The following is a 16,080-nucleotide window of genomic DNA, read 5'->3' as shown; positions in this document are numbered from 1 at the left end:
AGGCGGCCCGCGCAAGCGAGCCGCCTTTTTTGTTGGCTTAGCACATAGGTTGTGGGTCCTACAGCTCGCGAACGGCCAGTATCAGGCTTACCCAGCCAGCCAGAAACAGCAAACCGCCCAGCGGCGCCACTGCGCCCAGCTTGGTGATGCCCGTGAAGCAGATGCCGTAGAGCGAGCCGCTGAACACCACGATGCCGCCCAGCCACAGCCAGCCGGTGGTGCCCAGGCCGCGCAGCTCGGGCCGGGCGGCCCACAGCACACCAATGGCCAGCAGCGCCAGCACGTGAAAGAACTGGTAGCGCACGGCAGTTTCGAAGGTGTCGACGCGGCCGGCTTTCACCAGCGTGTCGTGCAGGGCGTGGGCCCCGAAGGCCCCAATGGCCACGCCCAGGCCGCCGAACACGGCGGCGAGCTGAAGCAGAAGTCGAGCAGTCATAAACAGCAAAAAGTTGAAAGCGAAAACTGCCGCGAAGGTACGCCCGGCGCTGCCGGTCGACCTCAGATTTGCCGCTTCAGGCGCAACGTCACGGTGTGCAGGTCGCCGTTGGGCCGGCGCAGCACTAGGTACACCGCTCGGCCGTCTTCGGACCGCAGCATCCGGCTGAGCTGGGTGAGGGTGAAAGCGCTGGCCGGCAATAAGTTGATGCTGAGCAGTTCTTCGTCGAGCTCCACGCCCGCCTGGTGGGCCGGCGAGCCGGGGGCCACGCTCAGCACCAGGTAGCGGCGGTAGTCGGGGCTGAAGGCTAGCAGGTCGAGGCCGCACATGTCGTGTTCGAAGGGCTCGGACAGGTGCGCATTGGGCCGCAGCAGCAGGCGCTGGTGCGGGTAGTCGATGACCAGCGAAAAGCGCTTGAGCAGCTCGTAGCCCACGTTGCCGTTGCGGGGCACGTCGGCGCGGCGGTGCACGTCGGCCCCGTCGGGGTAGGAGGTGAGCACCGAGCGCAGCCGGTAGCGGCCCAGGTGCAGCGCCCCCACCCGGCCCAGGTAGCCGCGCACCGTGCCGGTGAGGCCCTGGCCCAGCTCGGCCGCCAGGCGGCGGGGCGGCAACGCCAGGCGCGGGTCCGAGTCGGTTTCGAGCGAGAGGGCGTGGCTGGCGCCGGTGTCGAGCACCAGTTTCAGGGGGAGGGTGAGCGAGTCGCTGAGCTGCACCGGGGCCTGAAAGTAAGCCTTGCCTTTTTCCAGCGAAATGGGCAGGCTCGACCATTGCCGGCCCCGGGGCGCCTGAAAGGTGGCCGGGTCGTGGAGCACCATGAACGACTCCTCGGGCCGCAGCGCCACCACAAAGCTGCGAAACAGCTCCGACCCCAGGATGCCGTGGATGGGCATGCCTACGTAGCCCGAGAGATTGAGCGCGTCTGCTTCGAGCACCAGCGGGCTGAGGTGCGCGGCCTCCACGCCGCCCAGTGTCAGGCGCACGCTGTCGGCCTGGTAAGCCAGCAGGCCGCTGTCGGCGCCGCCCGCGCCCACTATCCGGAACCGCTCGCCGTGCCGCAGGTGCAGCGAATCGGCCAGGGCAGGCGAGGTGATGAGGGTGGTGCTGACGCCCGTATCAAGCAAAAAATTGTAAGGACCGGCGCCGTTCAGCAGGCACTTCACAATCAGCAGATTGCGCTGCAACTGGACCGGCACGCGCGCCCGGGGGTGCCGCGTGTTCCGAAGCCGAAACGGCGCCTCAGTCGAAGCGGCCTGCGCCCGCGCAGCCGGCTGCATTTCCCCGCCCCAAAGCAGGAATAGCAGCAACCACACAAGGCGCGAAACAAACATGGCGGGAAGCGGGAAGAGCGGGCCGGTAAATTAGCGAACAGCCGCGCCTTTTCCGCCCGAGCTGCTTCAGGCGGGCAGCTCCCAGGCGCCGGCCGGGTCGTAGCGCAGCGCGCCGCCGCCCACGTGCAGAGGGGCTTCCACATTGTTGTGGTAGAGCTGGCCCGTGCCCAGGCCCTGCGCAAAGCCCCGCACGTCGTACTCGCCCGTGAGCTGGGCCACGGCGTTGAGGCCCACGTTCGATTCCAGGGCCGAGGTAATCCACCAGCCGATGCCGCGCGCCTCGGCCAGCGCAATCCAGCGGCGCGTGGCGGCGTGCCCGCCCAGCAGTGTGGGCTTGAGCACGATGTAGGCCGGCCGGATTTCATCGAGCAGCGCAACTTGCCGGGCCGGCTCGGTCACCCCAATCAGCTCCTCGTCGAGGGCAATAGGCAGGAGCGAGGTGCGGCACAGTTCCGCCATGGCCGCAGTCTGGCCAGCGGCCAGGGGCTGTTCGATGGAATGAATGTGAAACGCCGCCAACTGCGCCAGCTTGGCCGGCGCCTCGGCCGGGGCGAAGGCGCCGTTGGCGTCGACACGCAGCACCAGGCGTTCGGGGCCGGCGGCGGCGCGGATTTCGGTCAGCAGCGCTAACTCGGTGGCGAAGTCGAGGCTGCCGATTTTCAGCTTCAGGCACGAATACCCGGCCGCCAGCTTCTGCCGAATCTGCTCGCGCATGAAAGGGGCGTCGCCCATCCACACCAGCCCGTTGATGGGCAGCGCGGCGCGGCCCTCGCTGAAAGCGTTGGCGTAGAGCTGGCGCCGGCCGCCGCGGGCCAGGTCGAGGGCGGCCGTTTCGAGGGCGAAGGTGAGGGCGGGCAGGCCCAGACCCACAAATGCCGGCGCATCAGCCGCCGCGAAGGTGGCCAATGCGCCGGCATTGAACCGCGCGCAAAGCTGGGCAACGGCGGCGGGGAAGTCGGGCCCATAGTCGGGACTGAGGCCGGCCAGCGGCGCGGCTTCGCCCAACCCCGTGATGGCGGGCGCGTCGTCGTGGGTCAGGTGCAGGTACCAGGCCACGTGCTCGGCCAGAGCCCCGCGCGAGGTGCGGGCCGGGAAGTTGAAGCGCAGCGCGCGCTGCGAAAAGCGAAGACGAAGCATGGCGCAAAGATGCGCGGCATGCTTCGTCTTCGCTTGGCGAACAGTGCTTACTTGGTCGAAGCAGCTTTGCCGCGACGGCTTACCAGGCCGCCTTTGCGGCCGGCGTCGCGGGCTTCTTCGGCCGAGAAACGGTGGCCCCGGCCGCTAGCGTGCGAGGCTTTTCCGCCCTCGCTGGCAATGCGGCGCTGGGTCTCGGGGCTCATGGCCGCGAAGCCGCGGCGGCTTTTGGTGCCCACGCGGTTAGCCGGGCGGGTGGCGGGTTTGGTGGCAGTGGCGCCAGCGGCGGAAGTGGTTTGAGTAGCCATGTTTGTTTTTCAAAAAGAGGGTTAAACAGAGTGCAATGGTAATGTGCAGCGGCGGTAGTCGTACCCCTATTTTTCGCTTAAGTTGTGATTTACAAGGTTTCGAACCATAAATACCAATTTTTACTGAGGAGCTTCTACGTAGTTATTGTTGCGCTCTGCGGGTTTTCGGGACGGCACGCCATTTTCAGAAGCCAAGCGGGAGAAACACATATCCGGAGCTGGACCGTAACCTCTGGCGTGCTAATCCGGTTAGTGCCCTGCCAGGCCTTAGTGGCTGGCCCACCATCATGTCCCAAGCCCCTGCTTCCCTGGCTGCTCCCCGTGCGGCCGTTTCGCCCTGGCCGGCCCGCTACCAGGCGGTGCGCGCCCAAAGCCAGGCCCTGTGCGCCCCGCTGCTGCCCGAAGACACGGTGGTGCAGCCCATGCTCGACGTGAGCCCGCCCAAGTGGCACCTGGCCCACACCACCTGGTTCTGGGAAACGTTTCTGCTGAAGGAGTATGCCCCCGGCTACCAGCTCTTTCACCCCGACTACGCTTTCCTGTTCAACTCCTATTATAACTCCCTGGGCTCGCGCGTGAACCGGGCCGACCGGGGCACGCTCTCGCGCCCGCCCCTGGCCGACGTGCTGGCCTACCGCGCCCACGTCGACGAGGCCATGGCCGCCCTGCTCAACCACGCCGACGACCTTCCTGCCGCGTTCTATGAGCTGGTGGAGCTGGGCCTGCAACACGAGCAGCAGCACCAGGAACTGCTGGCTACCGACATTAAATACATCCTCAGTACCAGCCCGCTGGCACCGGCGTACCTGAATGGGTTAAGCGTTGAAACCAAAGCCCCTGCAGAATCAACAGCTTCCTGGCTACCCGTGCCGGGCGGCATTTACCGCATTGGGTTTCAGGAAGAGGGATTTTGCTTTGATAACGAGCTGGCGGCCCACGACGTGCTGGTGGCCCCATTTGAGTTGCAAAACCGGCTGGTGACCAACGGCGAATACCTGGCCTTCATGGAAGCCGGCGGCTACCGCGACTTCCGCTATTGGATGGGCGAGGGCTGGGATTTGGCCCAGGCCGAGGGCTGGGAAGCGCCGCTGTACTGGATGCAGCGCGACGGCGCCTGGTACCGCTTCACGCACCACGGCCTGCAGCCCGTGAACCCGGCCGCGCCCGTCACGCACGTCAGCTTCTACGAGGCAGACGCCTATGCCTACTGGGCAGGAGCCCGCCTTCCCACCGAGGCCGAATGGGAAACGGCGGCCCGCCACTTCGGCGCCACGCCCGCCGGCGGTACTTGGCTGGAAAGCCAGCGCTTCGACCCCCAGCCGCTGCCCGCCGACGCCGACCCCGCGCAGTGCCACCAGCTGCTGGGCGAATGCTGGGAGTGGACCTACTCGGCCTACCACGCCTACCCGGGCTACGAGCGCGCCGCCGGGGCCCTGGGCGAGTACAACGGCAAGTTTATGGTGAACCAGCTGGTGCTGCGCGGCGGCTCCTGCGTCACGCCCGAAAGCCACATTCGTGTGAGCTACCGCAATTTTTTTCATGCCGACAAGCGCTGGCAGTTTTCCGGCATCCGGCTGGCGCGCTAGGCTGCAGTAAGAACGTCATGCAGAGCGCAGCGAAGCATCTCGCTTGCGATGGTGATTCAATCGATTGGTTTACTTAAGCACGCGAGATGCTTCGCTGCGCTCTGCATGACGGGTTTTGAATGACCTGTTCCGATTATGTCCCAACCATCCATCCTGAATCCGGCCGCAAGCGAGCTAGCCCAACACGTGGCCGCCGGCCTGCGCAAAACGCCCAAAACGTTGTCGTCGATGTATTTCTACGACGACGCGGGCAGCCGCTTGTTCCAGCAAATCATGGACTTGCCGGAATATTACCCCACGCGGGCCGAGGCGGCCATTTTCCAGCAGCACGGCGCGGCGCTGGCGGCGGCCCTGAGCCCGGCCGGCAGCCCCGATTTCTCGCTGGTGGAGCTGGGCGCGGGCGACGGCACCAAAACCAAGCTGCTGCTGCGCGAGCTGCTGCAAGGCAACGCCGCGTTTACGTATGCGCCGGTGGATATTTCGGCGGGCGCCATGACAGGGCTGGTCGAGACGCTGCGCCGGGAGCTGCCCGCCCTGCGCGTGGCGCCGGTGGTGGAAGACTACGCCACGGCCCTCACCCAGCTGCGCACATGGGCGGGCACTAAGGCCGTGCTGTTTCTGGGCTCCAACGTCGGCAACTTCGGCCCGGGCGAGCGGCTGAATTTCCTGCGCCAGCTGGCCGCCCCGCTGGGCCCCGCCGACCGCCTGCTCATCGGCTTCGACCTGCAGAAAGACCCGCGCCGCATCCGGGCGGCTTACGACGACGCGCAGGGCGTCACGGCCGCGTTCAACCTGAACCTGCTCACCCGCCTCAACCGCGAGCTGGGCGCCGATTTTGACCTGGCCCACTGGCAGCACTACACCGACTACAGCCCGCTGAGCGGGGCCGTGCGCTCCTTCCTGGTGAGTGCCCGGGCTCAGCAGGTGCACTTTGCCGCCTTGGAAGAAACCGTCGATTTCGCTGCCTGGGAGGTCATTCACACCGAAAATTCCTTCAAGTTCACGATGCCCCAGATTGAAGCGCTGGCCGCTGAGGTCGGCTTGCAGGTGGTAACGTCCTTCACCGATGCGGCCGGCGATTTCGCCGACGTGGTGCTGGCTAGAGAGGAGTTAGGAGTAAAGAGTTAAGAGTTGGATGACAGACGCCATCCAACTCTTCACTCAAATAACTCAAAGCATGGACCTCATCAGCCTGGCTTCTGGCTACGGAAATTTTGCAGTGCCCGAAGTGGCGTTGGCAGCGGCTACGCAGGTGCTAGCCGGTGCCCAACAGCAGCTGGGCCCCTTGGCCGTGAGCCCGGCGGCGGGCCTGCCCGCCTTGCGCGAAGCTTTGGCGGAGCGCTACCGCCAGCGCGGCGCGGCCAGCGTCAGTGCCGAGCAGGTAGTGGTGACCAACGGAGCCAAAACCGGCCTGTTTGCCTTGCTCAGCGAGATGCTACGGCCCGGCGACGAGGTGCTGCTGCCCACGCCCAATTGGTTTGGCTTTTGGGAGCTGGTGCGCCGGGCCGGCGGCACGCTCCGCACCCTGCCGCTGGCAGCGGCCGACAACTACGCCCTCACGCCCGCCACGCTACGCGCCGCCCTCACGCCGGCCACCCGGCTGCTCCTCATCAGCAACCCCAACAACCCGACCGGGCGCGTGTATTCGCGGGCCGAATGGGCGGACCTGCTGGCCGTGACGGCCGACTTTCCGGAGCTTTGGGTGTTGAGCGACGAGATTTACGAGGGCATCAGCTTTGGGCCAGAGGCGTTGCCCACCTTGCTGGCCTTGCCCGACCCGCGCGGGCGGCACGTGATAGTGAGCGGCTTTTCGAAGTCGCTGGCGCTGGCGGGGTGGGGCGTGGGCTGCCTGGTGGCCCCGCCCGCGCTGGCCGAGGCGGTGACGGCCCGGCTGTTTGCCACCGGCGCGGCCGTGCCGGTGCCGGCCCAGATGGCGGCGCTGGCCGCCACCCGCCACGCCGAGGAAATCGGGGCCGCGCTGTGCGCCCAGCTGGCACCTAACCGGCAGCGGCTATTCGAAGGACTGGCCGCCCTGCCTGACGCGCCTAAGAGTGTCGCCCCCGAAGGCACTTACTACGCATTCGCCGATTTCACCCGCTTGCTCGCTCCCGAATTGCCAGCGCCCGAAGCCTCAGCGCAACTCGTGCAGCGACTGGCTGCGGCCGGGGTGGAGGTGGTGGACGGGGCCACCTGCGGCGCGCCGGGCTTTGTACGGCTGTCTTATGCTGTGGAGGAAGCGGCGCTGCATGAAGCGCTGGCGCGGCTACAGAAGTTATTTGCTTCCCAATTGAGGTAAAGTGGTTCGGAACCGGTTGGGAGTAGTTTCAATCCACCCCAGACCGGTTCCGAACCACTTGCGACCGGTTCCGAACCACTATGCACCGGTTTGAAACCACTCGTGACCGGTTCGGAACCACTCCCCACCGGTTCAACACCACTCTGAGCCGGTTCCGAACCACCCGGAACCGGTGCGGAACCGCTCGCCGTACCTTTGCGAGGCTAAAATTTATGGGAAAGACGTTTGAAAATATCCGCCCGCACCTGCGGCCTACTGTGTTGCTGGCCTACCCAGTGGTACTGTCGCAGCTGGGCCACATCTCGGTCAGCTTCGTCGATTCGGTGCTGGTGGGGCGCACGGGCACGGTGCCGCTGGCGGCCGTGAGCCTGGGCGTGAGCAGCACCACGGTGCTGATGATACTGGGCATTGGCCTGAGCATGGGCAGCGTGCCGCTGGTAGCCGCCGCCCACGGCCGGCGCGACCTGCCCGACCTGGGCCGGCTGCTGGCTTCCTCGGTGTGGCTGTGCACGCTGGCCGGGCTGGTGCTGGCGGGGGTGGGGCAGGTGGTGCCTTCGCTGCTGCACTACTTGGGCCAGTCGCCCGAAGTGGTGACGATGGCCGCGCCCTGGGTACGGGTCATCAGCTGGTCCTTGCTGCCGCTGATGGTGTTCCAGGGCTTCCGCGAATTTGCCGAGGGGCTGGGGCTGACGCGGCAGGCCATGTGGCTGTCGGTGCTGGCCAACGTGGTGAACGCCGCCCTGTGCTACGCCCTCGTGTTTGGCCACTGGGGGGCGCCGGCTATGGGGCTGATGGGCTCGGCCTGGGCCACGCTGGCGGCGCGCATCCTCATGGCCGGGCTCATGGCCGGCTACGTGCTGCTGGCCCAGCGCCTGCACGAATACCGCGCCGCCGTGGGCCGCTGGCTGCCCGATGCCGCCACCCTGCGCCGCCTCTTCGACCTGGGCGCGCCCATCGGCGTGCAGATGGCTTTTGAGGTGGGCGCGTTCGCCGCCTCGGCCATCATGATAGGCTGGCTGGGCGCCACCACCCTGGCCGCCCATCAGGTGGCCATCAACCTGGCTTCGTTCACCTACATGGCCGCCAGCGGCATTGCGGCAGCGGCCACCATTCGGGTGGGCAACCTGCAGGGCAGCGGCCACTTGGCCGAGGCGCGGCAGGCGGGCTTTGCGGCCTACGGGCTGGCGTTTGCCTTTATGGGCACAATGGGGCTGCTGTTTGTGGCCACGCGGCAAGTGGCACCGCTGCTCTACAGCCACGACCCGGCCGTGGTGGCGCAGGCGGCCACGCTGCTGCTCATCGCGGCCCTGTTTCAGGTGTCGGACGGCTTGCAGGTGGTGGGCCTGGGCGCCCTGCGGGGGCTTGAAGACGTGAAGGTGCCCTCGGTGGTGGCGCTGTTGGCTTACTGGGCGGTGGCCTTGCCGCTGGGCTACGTACTGGGCTTCCGGCTGCACTGGGGCGCGCCGGGCGTGTGGGTGGGGCTATTGCTGGGGCTCACCATCGTGGCCGGGGTGCTGCTGCTGCGCTTCCGCCGCGAAACGGCGCCCGGAGCGGTGGTACCGACGCCGGAATCGGAGCGGGTGTATTAGGAAAGCATTTCTGCCAGATGTTGCGCTTCACCCCATGGCCCCCTCTCCGAAAAGAAGAGGGAGCAGCGGCTTTGCACATTTTTGCGTGGCAATGAATCGTTGAACGCACTCCCGCTCCACCCGGAGAGGGGGCCGGGGGGTGAGGCGCCACGTCAGAACGACGCAGCGGATTTACTGGGCTTAAACAAGAGCCCGGATTTCAACCCAAAAGCGCACTTCACAGACCACCACAAAATCCGCCCGCCGCTACGATTCGGCTAACCGCCGCAGTCCTGTTTTGCCCCGGTGCTAACCCGTGTAAGCACTGTTCGTACGGCTTACATTTGCTGAGCCCACCAGCCCGCCCACCCCGATGGAACCCACCCCCGCCGCGCAGCCCGACCCTATTCAGCCGGACGGTACCTTGGCGGCTGAGGGGCTGCTCGATGCCTTGCCGTGGGGAGTGCTTGTGTTGGACGAGCAGCGCGTCATCCGGCGCATCAACCGGCAGGCGGCCCGCTGGTGCAGCGCCCCCGCCGCCGACCTGCTGGGCCGGCCTTTAGCAGCGGCTGGCTTGCCGGCGCCCGCGCGCGCAGCCCTGCTGCAGCTGCTCGAAACCGATGCCACGGCGCCCCGCGAGGTGTTTCTGGCCGCACAGGAGCAATGGATTTCCCTCTCGGCCGCCCGGCAGCCCGGCGGCTGGTCGCTCTACGGGCAAGACATCACCCCCCAGAAGCAGCGCGAGCAGCAGTACCAGGCCCTGGCCGAAAACACCCCCGACGTGCTCACCCGCTGGACGCCCGACCTGCGCCTGCGCTACGCCAACGCCGCCCTCGCCGCCAAGATGGGCCAGCCCCTGGAGGCCTTGCTTGGCCGCACTTTCGCCGAGATGGGCGCATCCGCCGACATCGCTGGGCCCTACATGGCGGCCCTGCGGCGCGTGTTTGCCACGGGCCAGCCGCAGGAACATTACAACCCTTTTCCCGGGCCGCACGGCACGGCGTACTTCTACTCGCGCCTGGTGCCCGAAGTGCGCGACGGGGAAATCGACACCGTCCTCGGCATCGCCCGCGACATTACCGAGTTGAAACAAACCCAGGCCGAAGCCCTGCGCCTGGGCGACGAGCTGACGCAGCGCGCCACCGACCGGTACCAGTCCTTGTTCCACAGCATGGACCAAGGGTTTTGCGTGCTCGAAGTCCTGTTCGACGCCACCGGGCAGCGGGCCGTGGATTTTCGTTACCTGGAGCTGAACCCGGCTTTTGCCCGTCAGTCGGGCATGCCGGCCAACGTGTTGGGCAAAACCGCCTCCGAACTGCTGCCCGACCTGGACGCCTTCTGGTTTGAAACCTATGGCCGGGTGGCCCTGACGGGCGAAACCGTGCGCGTGGAGCACTACGTGCCGCCCGTGGGCCGCTGGCTCGACGTGCACGCCTTTCGGGTGGGAGCGCCCGAAGCCCACCAGGTGGCGGTGCTGTTCAACGACATCACGCCCCGCAAAGACGCCGAAACGTCGCTGCGCCGCGCCGCCGAGGCCGACGCATTTCGGCTGCGCCTGGTCGATGACTTGGGCCCGCTTACCAGCCCGGTGGCCATCCAGGAAGCCATCACCCGCCTGACCCGGCTGTATTTCAACGCCGACCGCTGCTACTACTGCGAAATCTCGGACGAGCAGGCCACCATCCGCTGCGACGACGCTGCCGAAGGCCTGCCCTCGGCGGCCGGTACCTACCCGTTGACCGATTTTGGCCAGCTGCGGACCTTGGTGGATGCAGGCCGCCCCTTCGCCGTGTACGACCTGGGCCAGGTCCAGGCCCTCGACGAGCCCCTGCGCCAGCAGGCCGCGCGGCTCGGGGTGGTTTCCTGCCTGAACGTTCCCCTCCTCAAAAACGGGCAGCCCACCGGCGTGCTGTGCCTGATGCAAGCCACGCCCCGCGAATGGACGGCCGCCGACATGGCCCTGGCCACCGAAGTAGCCGAGCGCACCTGGTCGGCGGTGGAGCGGGCCCGTACCGAGCAGGCCCTGGCCGCATCGGAAGAGAAATACCGCACGCTGTTTGCGGCCGTCGACGATGGCTTTGCCATTCTGGAGCTGCTGCCCGATGCCCACGGGCAATTGGCCGATTTTGTGTACCTCGAAACCAACCCGGCCTTCGTCCGCCATGTGGGGATAGACGTGCAGGGCCGGCGCCGCTCCGAGGTATTGCCGGAAAACCAGGGGCTTTTGCTGGAGAAATACGCCGGCATTATGGCCACCGGCGAGCCGCTGCATCTTGAATACCAGATGCACAGCCTGGGCGGCCAATGGTTTCAAACCACGGCGGCGCGCATTGGTAGCGCCGAGAGCCGGCGCGTGGGCGTCATCGTGCGCAACATCACCCGGCGCAAGCGCCGCGAAGCCAACCTGGCCTTTCTGGCCGACCTGAACGTGGAGTTTGCACCCGCCCTCAGCGCCGAGCAGATTATGGCGCGCGTGACCGAACGCCTGGCCGGCTACCTGCAGCTCTCGCGCTGCCACCTGGCGGTGGTGGATGCCACCGGGGAGCTGCTGGACGTCGTCTTCGACTGGCGGCGCGACGCCGCGCACCTGCCCGCGGTGCTGGGGCGGCACCGCATCGACGGCTACCTCACGCCGGCCGGCCGGGCGCACCTCGACGCCGGCCAGCCACTGGTGCTCACCGGTGAGGAGTCCAGCCCGCTCATCAACATGCCCCTCGGCATTCTGGCCGACATGGGCTTTGGCTCGTCCGTCGACATTCCCTACCTCGTCAACGGGCGGTGGCATTTTCTGCTCTCCGTGGCACGGACCGGTCCCAGCGCCTGGGCGCCCGACGAGGTGAAGCTCTTGCAACAGCTGGCCGCCCGCATCTACATCCGCCTGGAGCGCGCCCAGGCCGAGGCCGCCCTGCAGGACGTGCACACCCAGCTGGCGGGCGTGCTGGAAAGCACGCACGACGCCTTCTACGCCCTCGATGCCGAATCCAACTTCACTTACATAAACCAGCGGGCGGCCCAGCTTTGGGGCCTCGACCCCGCCTTGCTCCTCGGCCAGCACTACTGGAAGGTGTTCCCGCAGGCGGTGGGCAGCGAACCCTACCGCCGCCAGCAAGAAGTGCTGAAAACCCGCCAGCCGGCACATTTCGAAACGGTGTCGCCCATTCTGGGCATCTGGATTGAGGCGAGCATGTACCCCAGCCCGCGCGGCGGCCTGGCGGTTTTTTTTCGCGACATCACGGCCCGCAAGCGCGCCGAGGAGCGGCAGGCGTTCCTGCTCCAGCTCAGCGACGCGTTGCGGCCACTGCAAAACCCGGCCGACATCCAGACGGCGGCCACGCGCGTGCTGGGCGAGCATTTCGGCGCCGACCGCGCCCAGTATTGGGAGGCCGAACCCGACGGGGAGCATTTTGTGGCCGTGAGCGGCTACGCCAAAGACGGCCCGCCCCCCACCAGCCGCGTGCGCCTCGACGACCTGGGGCCCTACGTTAAAGACGCCATTGCCGCGGGGCAACCGCTGGCCATGGCCGACGCCGCCACCGACCCGCGCGTGGAAGAAGCGGCCCTGGCCGCCCACGAGGGCATTGGGGCCCGCACCTACATTGCCGTGCCGCTCGTGAAGGAAGGGCGGCTCGTGGCCGCGTTGGGGGTTTATTGGGACCGGGCCCGCCGGTGGACGGACGAGGAAATGAGCCTGGTGGAGGAAACCGCCGAGCGCACTTGGGCCGCCGTGGCGCGCAGCCGGGCCGAAGAAGCCCAGCGCGAGAGCGAGCAGCGCCTGCGGGCCGTGATAGAAAACTTGCCCGGTGCGGCCGTGTTCATCGTGGACCGCAGCTTGCGCTACCAGCTGGCCGAGGGCGCCGCCCTGCGGCAGTCCGGGTACGAGGCCGCCGACTTTGTGGGCCAATCGGTGCAGGCAATGGCCTCCCCCGAGCAGTGGCCCGACTTTCAGCGGCACTACGAGCAGGCGCTGGCCGGCCGGCCCTTCGAGTACGAGCACGAGCAGGGCGGGCGGGCGTATGCCACGCGGGGCGGCCCCCTGCGCGACGCCGTCGGCGCCGTGGTGGCCGTGCTGGCCGTGAGCTACGATATTACGGCCCGCAAGCAGGCCGAGGCGGCCGTGCAGGCGTCCGAAACCCGGTTTCGGGTGGCCGAAGAAGCGTCCAACGGATTTATTTACGACTGGACGGCGCACCCCGATGCCGTGACGCGCAGTGCCGGCATCACCCACATGCTGGGCTACGCGCCGGAAGACCTGGGGAACACCTCGGCCACGTGGCTGGGGCTCATCCACCCCGATGACCAGCCGGCGGTCGCCCGCTGGGTGACGCCGGTTGGCGACGCGCACGTCACGAACGAGTACCGCGTGCGCCGCGCCGACGGCTCCTACGCCTACGTGCTGGACCGCAGCTTGGTGCTGCGCGATGCCGCTGGCCAGGTGGCGCGCATCGTGGGCTCGGTGGTGGATATTTCGGACCGGCGTCAGGCCGAAGCCGCCCTGCAGGAATCGGAACAGAAGTACCGCAACCTGTTCGATTCGATGGACGAGGGCTATTGCATCATCGAAGTGATGTTTGATGCGGAGGACCAGCCCTACGACTGGCGCTACATCGATGTTAACCCCGCCTTCGAGAAAAACAACGGCCTCACCAACGCCACCGGCAAAACCATTCGGGAGCTGACGCCCAACATCGAGCCCAAGTGGTTTGCCACCTACGGCCGGGTGGCGCAAACCGGCCAGCCGCTGCGCTTCGAGGAAGACTCGGCGGCGCTGGGGCGCTGCTTCACGCTCTACGCCTTCCCGGTGGGGGCACCGGGCAGCAACCTGGTGGCCGTGCTGTTTACCGACATCACGGCCCGCAAGCAGGCCGAAGACGCCCTGCGCCTGAGCGAGGCGCGGCTGTCGCTGGCCTTGCAGGCGGGCCGCATGGGCAGCTTCGAATGGACGTCCGAGGGCGACGGCATTGCCTTGTCGGCCACGTCGAAAGAATTGTTTGGCCTGCTGCCGGGCACGGCCTTGGCCACGAGCGAGGAGGGCGCCACGCTGCTGCTGCACCCCGACGACCACGCGCGCCACCGGGCCCTGTTTGACGAGGCGTGCCGCACGGGCGAGGACTTCCACAGCATTTTCCGCATTGTGCGGCCCAACGACGGCGAAGTGCGCTGGATAGAAGAGCGCGGCCAAGGCTTCCGCGATGCCGCCACGGGCGTGGTGTACCTGCGCGGCGTGCACTGGGACGTGACCGAGACGATGATGGCCCAGCAGCGGCTGGCCGACTTCAACAGCCGGCTGGAGCAGCGCGTGGCCCGCCGCACCCGCGAGCTGCAAGCCAGCCGCGACCTGCTGCAGTCGGTGTTCGATACCAACCTGATTGCTATGAGTGTGCAGGAGGCCGTGCGCGACGAAACCGGCGCCGTGCAGGACTTCCGGCTGCGGCTGGTGAGCGGGGAGCTGGTGCGCGAAACCGGCCGCACCGACCTCGTGGGCAAGCTTTACGCCCAGGAGTACCCCGGCATCCGCGAGGCGGGCATCTTCGACCTGGCCGTGCAAGCCCTGGAAACCGGCGTGCCCCAGGGCATGGAGTATTTCTACCCGTATGAAGGCTTCGATAAGTGGTTTGCCTGCCAGTTTGTGAAGCTGGGCGACAACGGCATTGTGGCCACCAACCTCGACATCACCGAGCGCAAAACTGCCGAGCAGGAACGCCTCAAAAACCTGCGCCTGCTGGAGCAGGCCGAAGCCGTGGCCGGCCTGGGCAGCTGGGACTACGACCTGGCCACCGGCACCCTGCGCTGGTCCGACGGCATGTACCAACTCTTCGGCCTGCCCGCCGGCAGCCCCGTGGCCCCGGCCGACTACCTGGGCCGCGTGGTGGCCGAGGACCGGCCCCGGGCCGAGCACCTGGTGCAGCGCCTGGCCACCGGCGCCGGCGACTCGGAAGACACCTTGCGCCTGCAGGTGGCCGGTCGGGTGAAAACCGTGCGCATGAAGTCGGTGGTGCTCCGCGATGCACAGGGCCAGGCCGTGCGCGTGCTGGGCGTCGACCTGGACATCAGCGAGCTGCAGCGCCTGGAACAGGACAATCTGCGCCTACGCCTGACGCAGCAGCGCGCGCTGTTTGAGGCGGTGCAGGCCGCCCAGGAAGCCGAGCGCAAGCGCATGGCCGAAAGCCTGCACAACGGCATCGGCCAGATTCTGTACGCCACCAAGCTGCACCTCGACCGCCTGCACGCCCCCCTGCTGGGCACCGACCCCAGTCTGGTGGCCGCCCGCCGCGAGGCCGACCAGCTCCTGGGCGAGGCCATCCGCCAAACCCGCGCCCTCTCGCACGAGCTGGTGCCCATGGTGCTGGCCGAGTTTGGCCTGGCGGCGGCCCTGCAGGATATTTGCCGCAAGATGAGCAGCCCGCAGCTGCGTTTCCACTGCTCGGTGCAGCTCGACGCCGACGCGGCCCCGCTGGCGCCCTCGCTGCAAATGGCCCTCTACCGCATGGCCCAGGAGCTCACCCAAAACGTGGTGAAGCACGCGCGCGGCGCCACCGAAGCCGGCCTGGAGCTGGAAACCATGCCCGGCTGGGTGCTGTTCCGGGCCGAAGACAACGGCCCCGGCTTTGCCGCCGCGCCGGCTCAAAGCCCCGGCCTGGGCCTGCGCAGCATCCGCGACCGGGTGGCCCTGCTCGGCGGGCAGCTTGAAATCGGTTCCGTCCCTACCGGCGGCGCCTACGTACGCATCCGCATTCCCTTACCTGTTTTCCTCAAACCATGATTCGCCTGTTCCTCGTTGATGACCACGCCGTGCTGCGCCACGGCCTCCGTGCGCTTTTTCAGCAAGAAGACGGGCTGGAGGTAGTGGGCGAAGCCGAAGACGGCGAGCAGTTGCTGGCCCGGCTGTCCACCACGCCCTGCGACGTGGTGTTGCTCGACCTGCACATGCCGGGCCTCGACGGCCTGGCCACCACCCAGCGGCTGCACGCCGAATACCCCGACGTGCGGGTGTTGATACTCTCGATGGCCGACGGTGAGCGCGCCATTGGGCAGGTGCTGGCGGCCGGCGCTCACGGCTACGTGCTCAAAAATGCCGGCCACGACGAAATCGTGATGGCTGTGCGGGCCGTGGCCGCGGGCCGGCGCTTTTTGTGCTCGGAGCTGGGCCTGGCCATGCTGGAAAAGCTGCTGGCCGTCATCCCCGAGCCCGTGGTGAAAATTTCGGGCGGCCTCTCGGCACGCGAGCAGGAAATTTTGCAGCTGGTGGCCGAGGGGCTGACCACTGCCCAGATTGCCGAGAAGCTTTACACCAGCCCGCGCACCGTCGAAACCCACCGCCAGAACATCATGGAGAAAACCGGCGCCAAAAACACCGCCGCCCTCATCAAAACCGCCGCCAGCCAGGGCTGGCTGACTTGAGTACGCTTTATTCGGGCGGGGCGCCT

General features: G+C 67.3%; 10 protein-coding genes. 6 read left to right on the top strand and 4 right to left on the bottom strand.

Annotated features, from left to right (window positions below; genetic code table 11):
* Positions 1-58 precede the first annotated feature (58 nt).
* From MTP16_RS21140 to MTP16_RS21125, 4 genes are all read right to left on the bottom strand, one after another.
* Positions 59-436 carry a DUF423 domain-containing protein gene (locus MTP16_RS21140; protein WP_243513528.1) on the bottom strand — a complete coding sequence of 126 codons (378 nt, stop codon included), beginning with the start codon at positions 434-436 and terminating at the stop codon, positions 59-61.
* Positions 437-498: 62 nt separating this feature from the next.
* Positions 499-1,764 carry an aspartyl protease family protein gene (locus MTP16_RS21135; protein ID WP_243513526.1) on the bottom strand — a complete coding sequence of 422 codons (1,266 nt, stop codon included), beginning with the start codon at positions 1,762-1,764 and terminating at the stop codon, positions 499-501.
* A gap of 66 nt (positions 1,765-1,830) precedes the next feature.
* Positions 1,831-2,901, bottom strand: a complete 1,071-nt coding sequence (locus MTP16_RS21130; RefSeq protein WP_243513524.1) for an o-succinylbenzoate synthase — start codon at positions 2,899-2,901, stop codon at positions 1,831-1,833.
* Between the two features lie 47 nt (positions 2,902-2,948).
* On the bottom strand, positions 2,949-3,206 hold the full coding sequence (locus MTP16_RS21125) for a KGG domain-containing protein (RefSeq protein ID WP_243513523.1): 258 nt from the start codon (positions 3,204-3,206) through the stop codon (positions 2,949-2,951).
* A 287-nt stretch (positions 3,207-3,493) separates the two neighbouring features.
* On the opposite strand from MTP16_RS21125, the gene egtB reads away from it, so the two are divergent.
* The 6 genes from egtB to MTP16_RS21095 all read left to right on the top strand — a co-directional run bounded on the left by egtB (position 3,494) and on the right by MTP16_RS21095 (position 16,054).
* The gene (gene egtB, locus MTP16_RS21120) at positions 3,494-4,792 is read left to right on the top strand and encodes an ergothioneine biosynthesis protein EgtB (protein WP_243513522.1); all 1,299 of its coding nucleotides are present in this window, start codon (positions 3,494-3,496) and stop codon (positions 4,790-4,792) included.
* Positions 4,793-4,927: 135 nt separating this feature from the next.
* Entirely contained in the window at positions 4,928-5,920 is a 993-nt protein-coding gene (egtD, locus tag MTP16_RS21115; protein WP_243513521.1) for an L-histidine N(alpha)-methyltransferase, read from the top strand.
* 49 nt (positions 5,921-5,969) lie between these two features.
* Positions 5,970-7,088 (top strand): pyridoxal phosphate-dependent aminotransferase, encoded by a 1,119-nt coding sequence (locus MTP16_RS21110; protein WP_243513519.1) that lies wholly within the window; start codon positions 5,970-5,972, stop codon positions 7,086-7,088.
* 212 nt (positions 7,089-7,300) lie between these two features.
* The gene (locus MTP16_RS21105) at positions 7,301-8,677 is read left to right on the top strand and encodes an MATE family efflux transporter (protein ID WP_243513504.1); all 1,377 of its coding nucleotides are present in this window, start codon (positions 7,301-7,303) and stop codon (positions 8,675-8,677) included.
* A 352-nt stretch (positions 8,678-9,029) separates the two neighbouring features.
* A complete protein-coding gene (locus MTP16_RS21100) occupies positions 9,030-15,416 on the top strand; it encodes a PAS domain-containing protein (protein WP_243513502.1) in 6,387 nt (2,128 codons plus the stop codon).
* Complete coding sequence (locus tag MTP16_RS21095; protein WP_243513500.1) at positions 15,413-16,054, top strand: response regulator; 642 nt, start codon at positions 15,413-15,415, stop codon at positions 16,052-16,054. The genes MTP16_RS21100 and MTP16_RS21095 overlap by 4 nt, the downstream gene beginning before the upstream one ends.
* The last annotated feature ends 26 nt before the right edge of the window (positions 16,055-16,080 follow it).

Origin of the sequence: Hymenobacter monticola (assembly GCF_022811645.1) — a bacterium.
Lineage (GTDB): Bacteria > Bacteroidota > Bacteroidia > Cytophagales > Hymenobacteraceae > Hymenobacter > Hymenobacter monticola.
Note: the sequence above shows the minus strand (reverse complement) of the source record. Positions and strands in the feature narration are given on the sequence as shown.